The 18,776-nt window shown below is 65.5% G+C and carries 17 protein-coding genes; 9 read left to right on the top strand and 8 right to left on the bottom strand.

Going from position 1 to position 18,776, the window contains the following annotated elements; translation table 11 throughout:
• Positions 1 to 230: 230 nt before the first annotated feature.
• Positions 231 to 1,799: a TerC family protein gene (locus ACPEE1_RS18385; RefSeq protein ID WP_116924912.1), complete on the top strand. Its 1,569-nt coding sequence runs from the start codon at positions 231 to 233 to the stop codon at positions 1,797 to 1,799.
• Between the two features lie 117 nt (positions 1,800 to 1,916).
• Here the strand turns inward: ACPEE1_RS18385 and ACPEE1_RS18380 are convergent, their stop codons facing one another.
• The 3 genes from ACPEE1_RS18380 to ACPEE1_RS18370 all read right to left on the bottom strand — a co-directional run bounded on the left by ACPEE1_RS18380 (position 1,917) and on the right by ACPEE1_RS18370 (position 3,483).
• Positions 1,917 to 2,279, bottom strand: a complete 363-nt coding sequence (locus ACPEE1_RS18380; RefSeq protein ID WP_116924726.1) for a 5-carboxymethyl-2-hydroxymuconate Delta-isomerase — start codon at positions 2,277 to 2,279, stop codon at positions 1,917 to 1,919.
• A 70-nt stretch (positions 2,280 to 2,349) separates the two neighbouring features.
• The gene (locus ACPEE1_RS18375; RefSeq protein ID WP_116924727.1) at positions 2,350 to 3,213 is read right to left on the bottom strand and encodes a segregation and condensation protein A; all 864 of its coding nucleotides are present in this window, start codon (positions 3,211 to 3,213) and stop codon (positions 2,350 to 2,352) included.
• A gap of 63 nt (positions 3,214 to 3,276) precedes the next feature.
• Positions 3,277 to 3,483 carry a DUF3460 family protein gene (locus tag ACPEE1_RS18370; RefSeq protein ID WP_021026491.1) on the bottom strand — a complete coding sequence of 69 codons (207 nt, stop codon included), beginning with the start codon at positions 3,481 to 3,483 and terminating at the stop codon, positions 3,277 to 3,279.
• Positions 3,484 to 3,527: 44 nt separating this feature from the next.
• Here ACPEE1_RS18370 and ACPEE1_RS18365 point away from each other — a divergent pair, with 44 nt between their 5' ends.
• Positions 3,528 to 4,022 (top strand): outer membrane protein assembly factor BamE, encoded by a 495-nt coding sequence (locus tag ACPEE1_RS18365; RefSeq protein ID WP_116924728.1) that lies wholly within the window; start codon positions 3,528 to 3,530, stop codon positions 4,020 to 4,022.
• Positions 4,023 to 4,184: 162 nt separating this feature from the next.
• On the top strand, positions 4,185 to 4,859 hold the full coding sequence (locus ACPEE1_RS18360; protein WP_116924729.1) for a YitT family protein: 675 nt from the start codon (positions 4,185 to 4,187) through the stop codon (positions 4,857 to 4,859).
• Between the two features lie 21 nt (positions 4,860 to 4,880).
• Here ACPEE1_RS18360 and ACPEE1_RS18355 read toward each other — a convergent pair whose 3' ends face one another.
• From ACPEE1_RS18355 to ACPEE1_RS18340, 4 genes are all read right to left on the bottom strand, one after another.
• A complete protein-coding gene (locus ACPEE1_RS18355) occupies positions 4,881 to 5,258 on the bottom strand; it encodes a hypothetical protein (protein WP_116924913.1) in 378 nt (125 codons plus the stop codon).
• A gap of 5 nt (positions 5,259 to 5,263) precedes the next feature.
• Positions 5,264 to 7,414: a methionine--tRNA ligase gene (metG, locus tag ACPEE1_RS18350; RefSeq protein ID WP_182345115.1), complete on the bottom strand. Its 2,151-nt coding sequence runs from the start codon at positions 7,412 to 7,414 to the stop codon at positions 5,264 to 5,266.
• Positions 7,415 to 7,537: 123 nt separating this feature from the next.
• The gene (locus ACPEE1_RS18345) at positions 7,538 to 8,803 is read right to left on the bottom strand and encodes a patatin-like phospholipase family protein (protein ID WP_116924914.1); all 1,266 of its coding nucleotides are present in this window, start codon (positions 8,801 to 8,803) and stop codon (positions 7,538 to 7,540) included.
• An 83-nt stretch (positions 8,804 to 8,886) separates the two neighbouring features.
• Complete coding sequence (locus ACPEE1_RS18340) at positions 8,887 to 9,465, bottom strand: restriction endonuclease (protein WP_116924731.1); 579 nt, start codon at positions 9,463 to 9,465, stop codon at positions 8,887 to 8,889.
• Positions 9,466 to 9,574: 109 nt separating this feature from the next.
• Between ACPEE1_RS18340 and apbC the strand changes: the two genes are divergently transcribed.
• The 4 genes from apbC to ACPEE1_RS18320 all read left to right on the top strand — a co-directional run bounded on the left by apbC (position 9,575) and on the right by ACPEE1_RS18320 (position 14,334).
• On the top strand, positions 9,575 to 10,666 hold the full coding sequence (apbC, locus tag ACPEE1_RS18335; protein WP_116924732.1) for an iron-sulfur cluster carrier protein ApbC: 1,092 nt from the start codon (positions 9,575 to 9,577) through the stop codon (positions 10,664 to 10,666).
• A complete protein-coding gene (locus tag ACPEE1_RS18330; RefSeq protein ID WP_116924733.1) occupies positions 10,666 to 11,637 on the top strand; it encodes a LysR family transcriptional regulator in 972 nt (323 codons plus the stop codon). Before apbC ends, ACPEE1_RS18330 begins: the two co-directional genes overlap by 1 nt.
• Positions 11,638 to 11,755: 118 nt before the next feature.
• Positions 11,756 to 14,047, top strand: a complete 2,292-nt coding sequence (locus tag ACPEE1_RS18325; RefSeq protein WP_116924734.1) for an FdhF/YdeP family oxidoreductase — start codon at positions 11,756 to 11,758, stop codon at positions 14,045 to 14,047.
• Positions 14,047 to 14,334, top strand: coding sequence for a hypothetical protein (locus tag ACPEE1_RS18320; protein WP_423934300.1), 288 nt, complete (start codon positions 14,047 to 14,049; stop codon positions 14,332 to 14,334). Before ACPEE1_RS18325 ends, ACPEE1_RS18320 begins: the two co-directional genes overlap by 1 nt.
• Positions 14,335 to 14,365: 31 nt before the next feature.
• Here the strand turns inward: ACPEE1_RS18320 and ACPEE1_RS18315 are convergent, their stop codons facing one another.
• Positions 14,366 to 15,391, bottom strand: a complete 1,026-nt coding sequence (locus ACPEE1_RS18315; protein WP_116924736.1) for a sensor domain-containing diguanylate cyclase — start codon at positions 15,389 to 15,391, stop codon at positions 14,366 to 14,368.
• 185 nt (positions 15,392 to 15,576) lie between these two features.
• On the opposite strand from ACPEE1_RS18315, the gene ACPEE1_RS18310 reads away from it, so the two are divergent.
• Together ACPEE1_RS18310 and ACPEE1_RS18305 are read left to right on the top strand one after the other, a co-directional pair.
• Complete coding sequence (locus ACPEE1_RS18310; protein WP_116924737.1) at positions 15,577 to 18,093, top strand: ABC transporter permease; 2,517 nt, start codon at positions 15,577 to 15,579, stop codon at positions 18,091 to 18,093.
• A gap of 108 nt (positions 18,094 to 18,201) precedes the next feature.
• On the top strand, positions 18,202 to 18,600 hold the full coding sequence (locus ACPEE1_RS18305) for a group II truncated hemoglobin (RefSeq protein WP_423934295.1): 399 nt from the start codon (positions 18,202 to 18,204) through the stop codon (positions 18,598 to 18,600).
• Positions 18,601 to 18,776 lie beyond the last annotated feature (176 nt).

Here is an 18,776-nt window from a genome sequence, read left to right as displayed (position 1 = left end):
GCCGGTGCCTGCAGAATCACAGCATGTCGCCACCGTGACGAATGGGCCAGAGGCCCAGGGTTTTTTTGCCGCACGCTACCATGGAGGCTGTTTAGCAACCCTTCGGATTTTATGCCCGACAACCCGGACCCTGAGCCTCTCCCGTGTGCGACCACGCTGTCGCTGTTCTTTCGTTCTAGCCCCAGTACACCGCTGACGGTGTCTCTGCCCGTTGAAGGGAGCGCCGCATGATCGAGCTGCTCTCCGACCCGCAGATATGGATTGGTCTTCTCACCTTGGTGGTGCTGGAGATCGTTCTGGGCATCGACAATCTCATCTTTATCGCGATCCTGGCCGACAAGCTGCCGCCCCACCAGCGGGACAAGGCGCGTGTCATCGGCCTGTCGCTGGCCCTGGTGATGCGCCTGGGGCTGCTCACCGCCATCTCCTGGCTGGTCACGCTCACGCAACCGCTGTTTTCCGTCGGGCCGCTCAGTTTTTCGGGGCGCGACCTGATCTTGCTGCTGGGCGGTTTGTTCCTGCTGTTCAAGGCCACGACCGAGCTGCATGAGCGCATGGAAGGCGTGAGCATGAGCAAGTCCAGCAGCACGGTCTACGCCAGCTTCTCGGCCGTGGTCGCGCAGATCGTGGTGCTCGATGCGGTCTTCTCGCTCGACGCGGTAATCACGGCCGTGGGCATGGTCAACAACCTGGGCGTGATGATGGCAGCGGTCATCATCTCGATCGGTGTGATGCTGTTTGCCTCCAAGCCGCTGACCCGCTTTGTCAATGCGCACCCGACCATCGTCATTCTCTGCCTGAGCTTCCTGCTGATGATCGGCTTCAGCCTCGTGGCCGAAGGCCTGGGCTTCCATGTGCCCAAGGGCTATCTGTACGCCGCCATTGGTTTCTCGATCCTGATCGAGACCTTCAACCAGGTGTCCTCGCGCAACGCGATCCGCCATGAGCAGCGCGTGCCGCTGCGCGAGCGCACGGCCCTCAAGGTGTTGTCGCTGATGGCCGGGCGCAGTGGCAATGCCCAGGCCGAGCATGCGCAGGACGACCCGGCCGCCGCCGAGGCCGAGCTGACCTTTGCGCCCGAAGAGCGCATCATGGTGAGCGGCGTGCTGGCGCTGGCAGACCGCAAGGTGCGCTCGATCATGACGCCAGTCTCGGACGTGGACTGGGTTGATTTGGATGACGATGCCGAGGCCATCCAGCGCTCGCTCGCTGACAATCCGCACAGCCATTTGCCGGTGTGCCTGGGCCATGTGGACCAGCTCCAGGGGGTGGCGCGCGCCAAGGACATGCTGATGGACCTGATGCGGCATGGCGCCATCCAGCCGGCCACCATCCGCAAGCCGCTGATGGTGCCCGAGGGGGCTGGCGTCATCGCGCTGATCAACGACCTGCGCCAGTCCAAGGGCCATATGGTCATCGTGATCAACGAGTTCCATGTGATGAGCGGCGTGGTGACGCCCGTCGATGTGCTCGAGGCGATTGCCGGCGAGTTTCCCGACGAGGACGAGAGCTTCACGATCCAGGCGGTGGACGGGGAGCCCGACACCTGGATTGCCAGCGGCGCAGCCGATGTGCACATGGTGCAGCAGCTGCTGGGCTCCAGTGAGCTGGTGTCGTCGGCCGATGCCTTCACCACCTTGGGCGGGTTGCTCACCGAGTTCAACGGCGCGCTGCCCCAGCAAGGCGATGTGGTGGTGATCGATGGCTGGCAGTTTTCCGTCACCGAGGCCACCGATGGCGTGATGCGCAAGATCCGCATCGAGAAGGAAAACAAGGGCCAGATGCCTCTGGAGCACTGACCCCTGCGTAGGCGGCTGCCTGGCACCGCCTCTGCATGAATAAGGCCTGCCGTCTTCAGAGAGACGGCAGGCCTTTGTATTGGCGGTGCCGCGAAGCTCGCGGCCCCTGAAGGCTGCTTACAGCGTGCCCTTGTAGTACGCCCCCCGGTCCATGTCGACAATGTCCACGCTCAGCTGCACCAGCATGCCTTCGGGGTGGGGCGTGAACTCGCGCAGCACCGCGCCGATGCGGTCGGACAGGTCACGCTTGGCCTCGGGCGTGCGGCCGGCCAGCAGGCGCAGCTCGGCATGCACAAAGCCGCGCAGGGCGGTGGGGTCGGCGCCAATGACGAACTGCTCGGTGCGCACGGTGCGGCTCTTGAGGTCCTGCTCGTTTTGCACCTGGCCGCTGGCGATGACGGCGGCGTTGAGGGCATCGAGCAGATGGGCCTCGGGAAAGTTCTCCAGGTTGCTGGTGTATTCGATGACGAGATGCGGCATGGTGTGTCTCCGATGGAATAAAGGGCAGTGAAAAGGGGCTTGGGCAGCGGCTCGGTCCGATCCCGCCGTGCTAGACGGGCGTATAGGACAGCCGCACATAGATGGGCGCAAAGGCTTCTGCCTGGGTGATCTCGATCAGCGTTTCCTTGGCCAGCTCCAGCAGCGCGATGAAGGTCACCACCAGCACGGTGCTGCCTTTTTCCGGCTCGAAGATGTCCTCGAACTCAACAAAGCGCCGCCCTTGCAGTCGCTTGAGGATCGCGCTCATGTACTCGCGCACCGAGAGCTCCTCGCGGGTGATCTTGTGGGTCTGCACCAGCTTGGCGCGTTTGAGGATGTCGCGCCAGGCCTCTTGCAGCTCGGACATCTCCACATCGGGAAAGCGCGGCTGCAGCGCCTGCTCGATAAAGACCTGGGCCTTGATGAAGTCGCGCCCATACTGCGGCACGGCACCCAGGCCCTGGGCGGCGAGCTTCATCTGCTCGTACTCCAGCAGGCGGCGCACCAACTCGGCACGCGGGTCTTCGGCTTCTTCGCCCTCGGCCTGCTTTTTGGGCGGCAGCAGCATGCGCGACTTGATCTCGATCAGCATCGCGGCCATCAGCAGGTACTCGGCGGCCAGCTCCAGGTTGCGGCTGCGGATCTCGTCGACATAGCTCAGGTACTGGCGGGTGACGCTCAGCATCGGGATGTCGAGGATGTTGAAGTTCTGCTTGCGGATCAGGTAGAGCAGCAAGTCCAGCGGGCCTTCAAACGCCTCCAGGAACACCTCCAGCGCATCGGGCGGGATGTACAGGTCGGTGGGCATGGCAAACAGCGGCTCGCCGTAGAGCCGCGCGAGCGCGACCTGATCCACCACCTCGGGCATGGCGGCAGCCCCAGCGGCGGGGCGCACGTCGTCCTCAGCCTGGGTCAGGTTGCCGGGTGTTGCCATGCGCGGGGGCTATGCGGGATCGAAAGCCGCTGCGGGCCAGGCGGCCGGCAGCGGGCAGGGCGATCAATCGTGGTTGGTTTGGTACACGTAGGGCTTTTGCGCCACACGTGCGGTTTGGTACTCGGCTTGCTGCTGGCGGTCCAGATCCTTGTCCCAGAGCAGGGCACGGCCTTCGCGCTGGCCTTGTTCCAGCTCGGGCTTGTCGGCCTTGAGCTTGAGCAGGAACTGGGTGGTGTCGGATTGGTAGTCGGGGCGGCGGAAGAAAGACATAGCGTATATTTACCTCTTGTGCCTGGATTCTACCGAACCTGACCATGTCCTTCTTCACCAAGCTTGCAATCGCCACCTCTGCGCTGGCCGTTTCCGTGTTTTTGGCGGGCTGCGACCAGCAGCGCATCAAGGAACTGGAAGAGCACGTCTCCACCGAGCAGGACGTGCGCGACCGCTTTGGTGAGCCCAACCAGATCTGGGACGAGGCCGATGGCTCGCACACGCTGGAGTACACGCGCCAGCCCGCCGGTGCGCAGAACTACATGATCACCATTGGCACCGACGGCAAGATGAGCGCGCTGCGCCAGGTGCTGGCCCCTGCCTACTTTGCCAAGGTGCAGCCGGGCATGGATCAGCAGCAGATCCGCCGCCTGCTGGGCCAGCCGGCCAAGCGCACCAGCTATCCGCTGAAGAACGAGGCCGAATGGGACTGGGGCTGGATCGACCCGCCCAGCACCAAGATGCTGTTCACCGTGGTGTTCGACGCCCAGGGCAAGGTGCTGCGCAGCAACAGCACCCAGGTGGTGAATAGCCGCTGAGCGCTGCCTTCATTTGCACTGAAGGGCCCTGAACTGTTGCGGATATGCCTAACCGTAACGGGCTGAAACTCTTTAAAATTCGGGTTTATACCTAGCATTACCCATGCCAGGCAGCCCCGCGCACCACCCTTGTGCGGGCATGAAACTTGCTGTCAACCCGACATGTCCTCACCGCTATCCCGCCCTGATGGCCCCACGGCCCTGCCTGGCCCTGTCGCCGCTGCGCCCGCGTCGCTTGGCCCTGCGCTGCGCCATGGCCGCTTTGAAGATGCACAGGCGCTGTTCACCGGCTCGCTGTTTGTTTCGATCACCCTGGGGCTGTTTGCGCAGGCCGGGCTGCTGACGGGCAGCACGGCAGGCTTGGCGTTCTTGCTGCACTACGCCACAGGCCTGCCGTTTGGCGCGATTTTCTTTGCGATCAATCTGCCCTTTTACTGGTTCGCCTGGACGCGCATGGGGCCGGAGTTCACGATCAAGACCTTTGTCTCGGTGGCGCTGCTGGCGCTGCTGGTCGATATCGGGCCGCGCTTTATCCATATCGATTACCTCAACCCGCTGTATGCCGCGATTGCCGGAGGCCTGTTGATGGGCACCGGTTGCCTCTTCCTGGCGCGCCACCGCTCCAGCCTGGGCGGCGCCACCATCGTGTCGCTCTACCTGCAGGACCGCTATGGCATCCGCGCCGGCAAGGTGCAGATGGTCATCGACTGCACGGTCGTGCTGCTGGCGCTGTGGGTCGTGCCCCTCGAGCGCGTGGCGTACTCGGTGCTGGCCGCCATCGTGATGAGCGTGTTCCTGTGGATCAGCCACCGGCCCGGGCGCTATGCCGGTAACTGACCCGGCCTGAGCCCGCGCCATTCAGGGCCCGCTGGGGATGGCTCTTTCTGGGGGCATGGCCGGTGGCGCTGGCTGTGTGGGTGCTGGCAGCGGCTGGGCCTGCTGCTGCGGCGGGAAGGTCTCGCCCGGCTTGGGCTCCCGGTAGCGCACGGTGATGCCGCTGTTGTCCTGCTCCTCGCCGGTGGCCATGTCATAGGCCTTGCCGACGCCTTTGCCCACCACCTTGGCCGTGCCCACAGCTGCATCGGCCGCCAGCCCCACGGCAGTGGCGGTCACGCTGACGGCAGCGGCGCCCACGGTCACCACGCTGCAGCCGCCCAGCAGCGATGCGCAGATGCAGTAAAAAGCCCCTGCGGCTAGGGAGCGCAGGGGCTTGCAGCGGGGGCGGTCAGCAGCCATGCAGATCAATGGATGCGCATGCCGGGCAGCGCGCCGGGGAAGGGCTCGAGCACATAGATGCCGGGGTGGGCCTTCTCATCGGCGTGGCTGGCGGCCAGCACCATGCCTTCGGAGATGCCGAACTTCATCTTGCGCGGCGCCAGGTTGGCCACCAGCACGGTGAGCTTGCCTTGCAGCTGCTCTGGCGTGTACATGCTGCTGATGCCGCTGAACACATTGCGCATCTTCGGCTGGCCGTCATCGCCCTTTTCGCCGACATCCAGGGTCAGCTGCAGCAGCTTGGTCGAGCCTTCGACGGCCTTGCATTCGACAATCTTGGCGATGCGCAGGTCGATGCGGGCAAAGTCGTCAATGCCGATGGTCTCGGCCAATGGCTCGCCGCCGGGGGCGTTCGGGTCCACCACGGCCTCGGCTTTTTTGTCTGCCTTCTTGGCCTTGGCAGGCGCTGCAGCGGCGGCGGCCTTTTCCTGGCTGGCAGGGGTCTCGAACAGCGCCTCGAGCTGCAAGGGGTCCACGCGTTGCATCAAATGCTGGTAGATGCCAATCTGGTGGCCGGCGCCCAGCGCCTTGTCTACGTCGCCAAATTGCTCGGGCGGCACGATCAGGAAGTTCGCCACTTCGGCGGCGACGCCCGGCAGCATCGGCTTGAGGTAGATGGTCAGGATGCGAAAGGCCTCGATGCAGACCGTGCACACGTCGTGCAGGCGCGCCTGCATGTCGTCCTTCTTGGCCAGCTCCCAGGGCTTGTTGGCATCGACATAGCTGTTGACCTTGTCGCACAGCAGCATGATCTCGCGCGCGGCGCGGGCGGTGTCGCGCACCTCGTAGGCGGCCACAATCGCCTCCTTTTGCGCGCGCAGCACGGCCAGCAGCTCCTGGCCATCAGCGCTCACTTCGCCCAGGCGGCCTTCAAAGCGTTTGCTGATAAAGCCAGCGGCGCGCGAGGCGATGTTCACGTACTTGCCGATCAGGTCGGAGTTGACGCGCAGCATGAAGTCTTCGGCAGTGAAGTCGATGTCCTCGTTCTTGCCATTGAGCTTGGCGCCCAGGTAGTAGCGCAGCCACTCGGGGTTCATCTTGAGGGCCAGGTACTTGAGTGGGTCCAGGCCCGTGCCCCGGCTCTTGCTCATCTTCTCGCCGTTGTTCACCGTCAGGAAGCCATGCACGCAGATCTTGGTCGGGGTCTTGCGGCCGCTGAACTTCAGCATCGCCGGCCAGAACAGGGTGTGGAAGGTGATGATGTCCTTGCCGATGAAGTGGTACTGCTCGAGCGCCGGGTCGGCCATGTAGGCGTCGTAGTCTTCGCCGCGCTGGGCCAGCAGGTTCTTGAGCGACGCCAGGTAGCCCACAGGCGCATCCAGCCAGACGTAGAAGTACTTGCCCGGCGCATCGGGGATCTCGATGCCGAAGTAGGGCGCATCGCGCGAGATGTCCCAGTCGTCCAGGCCTTCGCTGGTCGAGCCATCGGGGTTGGTGCGCACGCCAAACCATTCCTTGATCTTGGCGGCCACCTCGGGCTGCACATGCTGGCCGTCCTGGGTCCAGCTGGTCAGGAACTCGACCGCGCGCGGGTCGGACAGCTTGAAGAAGAAATGCTCCGAGCTCTTCATCACCGGCTTGGCACCAGACAGCGCCGAGTAGGGATTGATCAGATCGGTGGGCGCATACACCGAGCTGCAGACCTCGCAGTTGTCGCCGTACTGGTCCTTGGCGTGGCAGCGCGGGCATTCGCCCTTGATGAAGCGGTCAGGCAGGAACATGTTCTTCTCAGGGTCGAAGAACTGCTCGATGGTGCGCGTCTCGATAAAGCCGGCTTTTTTCAGGTCCAGGTAGATCTGCTTGGACAGCTCGTGGTTCTCGGGGCTGTCGGTATTGCTCCAGTTGTCAAAACCGATGTGGAAGCCGTCGAGGTACTGCTTGCGGCCGGCGGCGATGTCGGCCACAAACTGCTGGGGCGTCTTGCCGGCTTTTTCGGCGGCAATCATGATGGGCGCGCCATGGGCGTCATCAGCACCGACAAAGTTGACCGCATTGCCCTGCATTCGCTGCGCACGCACCCAGGTATCGGCCTGGATGTACTCCATGATGTGGCCGATGTGGAAGTTGCCGTTCGCATACGGCAGGGCGGTGGTGACGAAAATCTTTCGTTGAGACATAGGGTTGCGGAACTTTCTAATCACAGAGAGGACGCAGGCCAGCGGCCGTTGCGGATTCTGGTCACAGGCAGGGCGGCGCGCGGCCAGCCCTCGCGCCCGCGGGCGCTCCAGAACCGAGCAATTCTAGGCGCTTACGGGGCCAGCTGGCGCGACCAGGGGTTTGGCGGGGCCGGTGGGGCGGCTGCCCCAGCCAAAAAAGGCACAGACCTCGTCGCGCCGGGCCATGGTGTCGGCTCGGCCCAGCGCCATCAGTGCCCGGGTGTAGCCCGGCTCGAACAGCAAATAGCTGGCCAGTGCTGCGCTGCCCACGTTCTGGCTGTGCATGGACACGCCCATCGCGCCCAGCAGCGTGCGCACCGGCGTAGGGAGCTCTTGCAGGTGGGCCAGCGCCAAAGCGTCCAGCGACTGCGACGGCGTGATTACCAGCAGGTCCAGCGGACGCAAGGCACTGCGGGCGCGCTCGGCCTCGGGGATCAGGCTCAAGGTGTGGTTGATGCGCTGGGCCCGCTCCACATCGACCGACAGCGCATCGAGAAAGATGGTGGACAGGGCGTGGCCGGCCACCTGCGCGAGCGAGGGGTACGGCGGGTGTTCGCCCTGGGGCAGGTTCAGCACCTCGTGTGAGCGGCCGACGCCGACGACAACGATGCGCTGGGCGCCCAGGTGCACGGCTGGGGCGAGCGGCGCGGTCTGGCGCATCGCACCATCGCCCAGGTAGTTGTACTGGCCGCGCAGCATCAGCTCGGCGGGCGCAAAGATGAAGGGGATGGACGAGGAGGCCATCAGGTGCTGGTGGCTGATGCGGTCCTGGATGGCGCGGCGCTGCGTGCGCGACCAGGCGGGCACATGCGGGCCGGCTTCATAGAAGGTGATGTGCTCGCCTGTGGTGTAGCTCGATGCGGTGATCGCCAGCGCCGACAGCTTGCCGCTGTGCAGCAGGTGCGGGATTTTCTCCAGCGGCAGCTCGGCCTTGAGCAGCTCCAGGAGCGGCGCGTTGTCCAGCAGCGAGCGCGGTTTGCTATGGTGCCAGCGCGTCAGCGCCCAGCCCAGCGTCAACAGGCTCAGCCAGCGCGCGCCGCTGCGCATCACGCCAAAGGCATCGGCACGGTAGACCTGGCTGGTGGAGAAATTGCGCCACACCCGCGAGAGGCGCTGCACGGCCAGGTCGAAATGGTCAGCGCCGCAGGCAAGACCTGCGGCATTGATCGCGCCGGCCGAGGTGCCAACCGCGATGGGAAAGGGCGTTGGTTCATGGTCGGCCCCGGCGTTCTGGCGCAGGCGCGAGAGCGCCTGCAGCACTCCCACCTGGTAGGCGGCACGCGCGCCGCCGCCGGAGAGCACGATGGCGGTGGCGGCGGAATGGGGGCTGTAGTGCAGAGCGGGCGACATGGCCTGCACCATAGCCGAAACTGCAGGCCTTCGCCAAGCGGCCCTGTCGCTCAATCGCTACTGCGGGCGCAGGCGGTGCAGCATCAGCGCGCCGCGCCCTTTTTCAGCAAGGTCGCCAGCTCCAGATTCTGCAGCAGCACGATTTTTTGGTCACGGGCAAACAGGCGGGCATTGTCGCTCAGCTCGCCTTGCAGCAGCACATAGACGCTGGCGGCGCCGGCCTGGCTGGCCGCGTCATGCAGCGCGCGCAGCGGCTCGATGCCGTGCACGCCGGCCTTGCTGCGCTTGGTCTGCACCAGGGTCGTCTGGCCGTTGCGCGCCAGCTGCAGATCGGCCGCGCCTTGCTGCACGGGGGTGACAGCGTAGCCCTCGGCCTGCCAGGCGCGGCTGAGCCAGGCCTGCAGATCGCGGCTGGACATGGCGCCAGCTTGCGCGAGCAGCGCCTCGGTGGCCGCAGCGCTGGGCTGGCTCCACTGGCGCTTGGCGGCCATGGCGCCGATCACGAGGAAAGGCAGGCTGCCGGCAGCGCCGACAAAGCGGATGTCCTTGGGCAGCAGCGCCAGGCACAGCACCACGATGATGGCTCCGACCACCACACTGATCCACCACGACGAGCGCAGCAAGATTGCAAACACGGAGTTCTCGGCCATTTTCAGTTTCACGGGTGCAGGTCTTTCAAGAGGTGCAGGGGCAAAAGCCCAGATTGTCGCTGGTTCGCAAGGGCAAGCGCGGTTCGCTAGACTTATTGCTGTCTCAGGAATAGAAAACACGATGACAGTGACCGAACCAACGATACTGGCCGCGCTGGCCAGTGTTCAAGACCCGCATACGGGCAAAGATTTTGTCAGCACGCGTGCCGTGCGCAACCTCCAGATCAACGGTGGCGACGTCGCCTTTGAGGTGGAGATGGGCTATCCAGCCAAAAGCCTGGTGCCGCAGCTGCGCAGCCAGTTCGTGGCCGCTGCCAAGACGGTGCCGGGCGTGGATAACGTCTCGGTGAGCATCAGCAACAAGGTGATCTCGCATGCGGTGCAGCGCGGTGTGCCGCTGATACCGGGCGTCAAGAACATCATTGCGGTGGCATCGGGCAAGGGCGGCGTGGGCAAGAGCACTACCACCGCCAACCTGGCGCTGGCCCTGGCGGCCGAGGGCGCCAGCGTCGGCGTGCTGGACGCCGATATCTACGGCCCCAGCCAGACCATGATGATGGGCGTGGACGGCAAGCCCGAGAGCAGCGATGGCAAGACCATGGAGCCCAAGCTCAACCATGGCGTGCAGGTGATGTCGATCGGCCTCTTGGTCGACCAGGACCAGGCGATGATCTGGCGCGGGCCGATGGCCGTGCAGGCGCTCGAGCAAATGCTGCGCCAGACCAACTGGGCGGGGCTCGACTACCTGCTGATCGACATGCCACCGGGCACCGGTGACATCCAGCTGACCTTGAGCCAGCGCGTGCCGTTGACCGGTGCGGTGATCGTCACAACGCCGCAGGACATTGCCTTGCTCGACGCGCGCAAGGGCATCAAGATGTTCGAGAAGGTGGGCGTGCCCATCCTTGGCGTGATCGAGAACATGGCCATGCATGTCTGCACGAACTGCGGCCATGTGGAGCATATCTTTGGCGCCGATGGCGGCAAGCACATGGCAGCCGATTACAAGCTGGACTACCTGGGCGCGCTGCCGCTGTCGATGCAGATCCGCGAGCAGGCCGACAGCGGCACTCCCACCGTGGTGGCCGCGCCCGACAGCGAAGTGGCCGCCATCTACCGGCAGGTGGCGCGCAGCATTGCGGTCAAGATTGCGCAGCAGGCCAAGGATTTCTCGTCGAAGTTCCCGACGATCTCCGTGAGCAGCAACACCTGATGAACCTGCTCGCTGCCATGCGCTACCTGGCCGCGCTCCATGCGCATGGCCATTTCGCGCGGGCAGCCCAAGCCTGCCACATCACCCAGCCGGCGCTGTCCAATGCGCTGCGCGCGCTGGAGGCCGAGTTTGGCGTGGCCATCGTGCGCCGGGGCCGGGTGTTTGCCGGCTTTACGCCCGAGGGCGAGCAGGTACTGCAAACCGGGCTTGAGATGCTGCAAAGCGAGGCGCGCCTGCGCCAGCGCCTCTCGGCCCAGGCGGGGCAGTTGCAAGGGCAGCTGCGCATGGCGGCAGTGCCCACGGCCATGCCAATGCTGCTGCGCTTTGCCAGTCTGCTGCGCCAGCAGCACCCGGGCCTGGTGCCGGCGCTGCATGCGATGAGCTCGCCCGACATCGAGCGCGGCCTCGAAGAGCTGAGCCTGGACCTGGCGCTGGGCTACAGCGACCGCATCCGCCGCCCGCGCACCCACTGCGCGCCCCAGTACCAGGAGCACTACTACCTGCTGCAGTCCGCGCCAGCACGCGCCTGCGTGGCCGATACCCTGCATGCGGCCGAGCCCCTCACCTGGGTGCAGGCTGCGCAGCAGCCGCTGTGCCTGCTGACCCCCGATATGCACAACCGCCAGATTGTGGAGCGCAGCTTTTTGGCCGTCGGAGTGCTGGTGCAGGCGGCGATGGAGACCAACTCGGTCCAGGCCTTGCTGCAGGCGGTGGGCGAGGGCCAGATGGCCAGCATCGTGCCCGGCGCCGTGCTGGCGACCGTGCGCCATACACCAGGTCTGCGCGCCTGGCCGCTGGCCGAGCCGGTGGTCGTGAGCGAGGTGGCCTTTCTCTACCAGCAATCCCAGCAGGCGATGCCCGCTATGGAGGCGGCGCGCGCACTGATGGCGTTGGATGAATGGCAGCAGCAATGCCTGCAGCATGCCGGGGCTTTGCAGGCCTTGGCAACTGCGCCGCCACCCCAGCCATAGTTTGTCGAATGCCGGCATTGCCGCATTGAATTTGACGGCCAGCGGGCAGCGGGTTGAAATGCAGGGCTGAGAACGTGTTCACGATCTCTACGCAGCCGCGTTCTAACCAGTCCCTGCCATGCAAGAACAGAAAATCGCCTTCTACAAAGGCCCAGCCGGTGGCTGGGGCGCTTTGAACAGTGTCAAGAACACGCTGCTGCACCACGACATTGCGCTCAAGGGTGCCAAGACGCTGCTGTCGGCCAACCAGCCCGATGGCTTTGACTGCCCGGGCTGCGCCTGGCCCGACCGCAACCATGCCTCGACCTTCGAGTTCTGTGAGAACGGCGTCAAGGCCGTCGCCGCCGAGGCCACGGCCCGGCGTGCGGGCCCCGAGCTGTTTGCCCGCTACAGCGTGCGCGAGCTGGCCCAGCACAGCGACTTTTGGTTGGAGGACCAGGGCCGGCTGACGCATCCGATGGTCTATGACGCGGCCAGCGACCACTACCTGCCCATTGCCTGGGACGATGCCTTTGCGCTGATTGCCCAGCACCTGAACGCGCTGCCCAGCCCGGACCAGGCGGTGTTCTACACCTCCGGTAGGGCGAGCAACGAGGCGGCTTTTCTCTACCAGCTGTTTGTGCGCGAATACGGCACCAACAATTTCCCCGATTGCTCGAACATGTGCCACGAGCCCAGTGGTTCGGCGATGCGCGAGCAGATCGGCGTGGGCAAGGGAACGGTGACCCTGGACGATTTTGAACAGGCCGATGCGATCTTCATCTTTGGCCAGAACCCGGGCACCAACCACCCGCGCATGCTGGGCGAATTGCGCGAGGCGCACAAGCGCGGCGCGCGCATTGTCAGCTTCAACCCCTTGCGCGAGCGTGGGCTGGAGCGCTTTGCCGATCCGCAGGACAAGCTGGAGATGGCGACCCTGGGCTCCAGCCCCATCAGCACGCACTATTTTCAGCTGCGTGTGGGCGGCGATCTGGCAGCGCTGCATGGCATGCTCAAGCATGTGCTGGAGCAGGAGGCGGCGCGGGGCGGCGTGCTCGACCATGCGTTTATCGCCGCGCACACCACCGGTTTTGAGACGATGGCGCAAAGCCTGCAGGCTGAAGACTGGGCGCTGCTGGTGCAGGAATCGGGCCTGAGCGAAGCGCAGATGCGGGCGGCGGCTGATGTCTACCTGGGCGCGGACAAGGTGATTGCCTGCTGGGGCATGGGCATTACCCAGCATGCGCATTCGGTGGCCACCATCCAGATGATTTTGAACCTGCTGCTGCTGCGCGGCCATATCGGCCGGCCAGGAGCGGGGCCGTGCCCGGTGCGCGGCCACAGCAATGTGCAGGGCGACCGCAGCATGGGCATCTGGGAAAAGCCGCCGGCGGCCTTGCTTGACCGGCTGCAGGAGGTCTATGGCTTTGCGCCGCCCCGCGCCCACGGCATGGACACGGTGGACGCCATTGCCAGCATGCGCGATGGCCAGGCCCAGGTGTTTTTTGCGCTTGGGGGCAATTTTGCCGCCGCCACGCCCGATACCTATGAAACCTGGAAAGGCCTGCAGCGCTGCGCGCTGACCGTGCAGGTCACCACCAAGCTCAACCGCAGCCATGTGGTCCATGGCCGCGAGGCCTTGCTGCTGCCCTGCCTGGGCCGCACCGAGATCGATCTGCAAAACGGCCAGCCCCAGGGCGTGACGGTCGAGGATTCGATGAGCATGGTGCACCTGTCGATGGGCATGAACCCGCCCGCCTCGGCCCATCTGCTGTCCGAGCCGGCGATTGTGGCGCGCCTGGCCCATGCCACCTTGGGCGCGCGCAGCCGGGTGGACTGGCTGGCGCTGGCCGCCGACTACGCGCTGATCCGCGACGAGATCGCCAAGGTCTTCCCCGATTTTGCCGACTTCAATCAGCGGGTGGCCGTGCCCGGTGGCTTTCGGCTGCGCAACACCGCCAGCGAGCGCATCTGGGCCACGGCCAGCGGCAAGGCCAGCTTCCACGCCCATGCGGTGCCGGTCGATACCCCCACGCACCGGGCGCGTGTGCGGCTGCGTGACCAGCAGGTGTTTACCTTGCTGACCACCCGCTCGCACGACCAGTACAACACGACGATCTATGGCATGGATGACCGCTACCGGGGCGTGTTTGGCCAGCGCCGGGTGGTGTTCATCCATGCCGATGACATCCGCGCGCTGGGCCTGGCCGATGGGGACTGGGTGAATATCCGCACCGTTTGGGACGATGGCCAGCAGCGCTGTGTCGAGGGCTTCAAGCTGGTGGCCTATGACATTCCGCGCGGTAACCTGGCTGCCTACTACCCGGAGACCAATCCGCTGGTGCCGCTGTCGGCCGTGGCGGCCCATGCCGGCACGCCCACCTCCAAATCGATCCCCGTGGTGCTCGAGCCCGGCCAAGCACCGCAGTGATGGGGACGTTGAGCACCGCCCCGGCCCTCTCGCCGCTGGCGCAGCATCTGCTGACGGCTTTGGCGCAAGAGCAGGCCCGCACCGGGCAGGCGGTACCGCTGGTGCGCATCGCCAAGCGCCTGGATGCCCCTGCCAGCAGCCTGCTGCGCGAGCTGGCGATGCTCAACCTGCTGTTGGAGCAGGCCCAGCAGCTTGCCTGGGTGCTTGCCCAGGCGGTGGATGGGCGCTGGATGCTGGCGCTGACGGCGGCCGGCGCAGCGGCTGCGGCGCAGATCGGCGAGGCTTGATCGCCGCCTCAGGGTTTGCTGAGGCGTTGGATCAAGCGGCGACCGGATGGCGGGCTTTACGCGCCTGCTTGGTCTGGTACATGGCCAGATCGGCCTGCTGCAACGCGGTATCGGCATGGGTGCCCGGCGTGACGGCCACCAGGCCCACACTGGCGCCGGTGTAGTTCAGGCTCACGCCCTGGCCCAGGCACAGCGACTCGGCCCGGGTGCTGGCAAACAGGCGCGCCTGTGTCTCGCTCAAAGCCGGCGCAATTGGCTCATGCAGGTGGGGGCCCAGCCCGGCAAAAACGAACTCATCGCCGCCCTGGCGGGCGATCAGGTCCGAGCCGCGCATCGCCTGGCGCATCTGCTCGGACAGCAGCTGCAAGAAGCGGTCGCCCGCTTCATGGCCATAGCCGTCGTTGATGGCCTTGAAGCCATCCATGTCGATCATGCCCACGAGCACATAGCGCTCCTGGCGGCGGGCAATGGCCTGCAGCTGGTCGAGCTGCTCGATCAGTGCGCGGCGGTTGGGCAGGCCGGTCAGCGCATCGGTGCGCGCCAGGCGCTGCAGCTCTTCGTTTTGCACCTGGATCTGCACGAGCAGCTGCTCGCGCTCGACCTGCTGGCCCAGGAACTGGGCAAACAGGCGCATCACATCCCGTGTCTCGGGCAGCAGCGGTTTGCGCGATGCACTGGCGCCGCACAGGGTGCCGTAGAGCATGCCATCGGACAGGTGCACCGGCGTGCTGGCATAGGTCTGGATGCCCAGCGCCTGCGCGGCCTGCGAGTCGCCCCAGAGGTGGCTGACATCGTCGGTGTAGAGGCAGTTCTCATCGATGGCGCGTTTGCACAAGGTGTCTTCCCAAGGCACGCTCAGGTTCTCGGGAATCTGCAGGCTTTGGGTATTGCGCGCGAACAGCACCTGCTGGACACGCTGGCCCAGGTCAATGCGTGTGAGGTAGGTGGATTCCAGACTGGTGACTTTTTGCAGCATCTCCAGCAGGGGGCGCGTCAGCTCCTCCAGACTGCGAGCTTTAGCAAACGTCTGGCCCAATTGTGAAATCAAGGCATTCATAGGATGGCTCGTTGGGAGATTGTTGTTTCATATCGTAACTCGCAATCGACTGCTTGGGGATGATCTCTTTCAATGGGGCCGGTAGGGTGCGTCTACAAAATCTGCTGGCACGGGTCTGCAGGGGGCAGGCTGCGGGGAAATCCGGCAAGGGCTGGGGGTAAACGCGCATCAGTTATGTTTGCTGCATGAAACACAACTTTTTTGCGTTGGGCTGGCGCCAATTGCTGCGCGACTGGCGTGCCGGTGAGCTGCGGCTTTTGTTGGTTGCGGTGGCGCTGGCGGTGGCCGCGCTGACCTCGGTGAGCTTTTTCTCGGACCGCCTCCAAGCGGGGCTGCAGCGCGATGCCAGCCAGCTGCTGGGCGGCGACGTCGTGGTGGTGAGCGACAACAGCACGCCAGCGGCCTTTGCCGACAAGGCCCGGTCGCTGGGTTTGCAGGGCGTGACGACAGTCACCTTCCCGACGATGGCGCGCTCGGACGATGCCGATGGCGGTGAATCGCGCCTGGTGGGCCTCAAGGCGGTGCAGGCCGGTTATCCGCTGCGCGGCAGTCTGCGCACGGCCGCCGCTGCCGGCCAGCCCGATGCGCCGACCCGCGACATTCCAGCGCGCGGCGAAGTCTGGGTGGACCCGAGCCTGATCGAGGCGCTGGGCCTCAAGACCGGCTCGGTGCTGTGGCTGGGCGACAAGCGCTTCACCATTGGCCGCGTGCTGACGATCGAGCCGGACCGGGGCGCCGGCTTTCTGGGCTTTTCTCCGCGCGTGATGCTGGACTGGAGCGACCTGGCCGCGACCGGCCTGGTGCAGCCGGCCAGCCGCTTGCTCTACCGCTTTGCCGTCGCCGGTGAGCCCGCTGCAGCGGCGCAGTTTTTGCAATGGTCCGAGACCGAAGTGGCCCAGCCCCACAGCCATGGCGTGCGCATCGAGTCGCTGCAAAGCGGCCGGCCCGAGATGGAGCAAACCCTCGAGCGCGCGCAGAAGTTCCTGAACCTGGTGGCCTTGCTGGCCGCGCTGCTGTCGGCGGTGGCCGTGGCCTTGGCCGCCCGCACCTTTGCCAGCGCCCACCTCAATGGCGCGGCATTGCTGCGCGTGCTGGGCCTGGCCCAGCGCGCCATTGCCGGCGCCTATGTGGTCGAGTTTGTCATCATCGGTCTGGCCGCCAGCCTGCTGGGCGTGGCGCTGGGCTATGCGATGCACTATTTGTTTGTCTGGCTGATGGCCGGCCTGCTGGCCGTCACCTTGCCCGCTGCCAGCGGCTGGCCCCTGGTGCTGGGCGTGGGCATGGGCATGACCTTGCTGCTGGCCTTTGGCCTGCCCCCTGTGCTGCAGCTGGCCCAGGTGCCGCCGCTGCGCGTGCTGCGCCGTGATCTGGGTGCGCTGCGCCCGGCCTCGGCCTCGGTGCTGCTGCTGGGGGTACTGGGCTTTGCGGCGATGCTGCTGCTGGTCAGCGGGGATGCCAAGCTTGGTGGTATTGCGGTGGGCGGTTTTGCGATGGCGATCGTGGTGTTTGGCCTCTTGAGTGCTGCGGCCATCACGCTGCTGCGGCGCATGGTCAATGAGCGCACGGCGCCGCGCTGGTTGCTGCTGGCCACGCGCCAGGTCGCCGCCCGGCCCTGGTTTGCCGTGGTGCAGGTCAGCAGCCTGGCGGTGGGCCTGATGGCGCTGGTGCTGCTGGTGCTGCTGCGCACCGACCTGATCCAGACCTGGCGCCAGACCACGCCGCCCGATGCGATGAACCGCTTTGTCATCAACATCCTGCCCGACCAGGCCGATGCCTTCCAGCAGCGCCTGCGCCAGGCCGGCATCGACAAATGGGACTGGTACCCGATGGTTCGCGGCCGCCTCATCCAGATCAATGGCAAGGATGTGGGGCCGGGCGACTACAGCGAAGACCGCGCCAAGCGCCTGGTCGACCGCGAGTTCAATATCTCCCACAGCGATGTGCTGCAGGAGCACAACCAGATCGTGCAGGGCCAGTGGACCCCAGGCGAGGCGGGGGGCGTCAGTGTCGAAGAGGGCATTGCCCAGACGCTGGGCCTGAAGATGGGCGACCGCCTGCTGTTTGACATGGGCGGCGTGCAGCACGAGAGCACGATCACCAGCCTGCGCAAGGTGGACTGGGGCTCGATGCGCGCGAATTTCTTTGTCATGTACCCGGTCGCGCAGATGAACGATGTGGCCGTCACCTACCTGGCCGCCTACCGCGCGCCCGATACGGCGGGCTTTGACAATGGCCTGGTGCGCGAGTTTCCCAACATCACCAATGTGGACCTGCGCGCCACGGTCGCCCAGCTCCAGCAGGTGCTCAACCAGGTGATCCGCGCGGTGGAGTTCCTGTTTGGCTTTACCTTGGCCGCGGGCCTGGTGGTGTTGTTTGCCGCGATCACCGCCACGCGCGAGGAGCGCGCCCGCGAGTACGCGATCATGCGGGCCGTGGGCGCGCGCAGCCAGTTGCTCCAGCAGGTGCAGCGCGCCGAGCTGGCCGGTGTGGGCCTGCTCGCCGGTGTGCTGGCCAGCGTGGTGGCCATGGCCATTGGCTGGGCGCTGGCCCAGTTTGTGTTTGACTTTGCCTGGGTGCCGCGCTGGTGGGTGCCGCTCGCTGGCGGCGCCTGTGGCGCCTTGCTGGCGCTGGTGGCCGGCTGGTGGGGCCTGCGCGAGGTGCTGCGCCGCCCGGTCGTCGTGACCTTGCGCGAAGCGGTGTGAATGCCGCGCCATAGAGCGGTAATATCGCGGGTGGCAGGACCGTGGGCGCTGTGCAGGCGCAGCGCCCGCTGCCTGATCCTCTGCCCCTGCGTACCCTGAGAGCCCTCTATGCACATCGAAGAAAAGCCCCCGTTTGACACCCCTTTTGACTGGATAGGCGGCGAGAGCCAGGTGCGGGCGCTGGTGGACCGCTTCTATGACCTGATGGACCTGGAGCCCGGCTACAAGGAGTTGCGTGACGCCCATGGCAGCACTTTGCAGGATGCGCGCGACAAGCTGTTCTGGTTTCTCTGCGGCTGGCTGGGCGGCCCTGACCATTACCAGCAGCGCTTTGGCCACCCGCGCCTGCGCATGCGCCATATGCCGTTTTCGATCGGCATTCTGGAGCGCGACCAGTGGCTGGCCTGCATGGACCAGGCGATGGGCGATGTCGGCGTCGATGAGAAACTGCGCAGCGGCCTGGGCCAGAGCTTTTTCCTGACTGCGGACTGGATGCGCAACCGCTGACTCCAGCCCGAGCCGCTGGTGGGTTGCGCAGGCATTCTGTGCAGCGCCCCGTCTGCGGCGGGAGGCTTGCCGCCCATTACCTGATTTCTTGACTTCTGTCATGCACCAGGTTCGCAAAATGCAACGTCCACGCTGGTTTGCATTCCCTATGGGGGCGCCGCAGCGCTTTGGCCCAT

The sequence above is a fragment of the Comamonas sp. 23 genome (genome assembly GCF_049601575.1).
GTDB classification, from domain to species: Bacteria; Pseudomonadota; Gammaproteobacteria; order Burkholderiales; family Burkholderiaceae_C; genus Comamonas; species Comamonas squillarum.
Note: the sequence above shows the minus strand (reverse complement) of the source record. Positions and strands in the feature narration are given on the sequence as shown.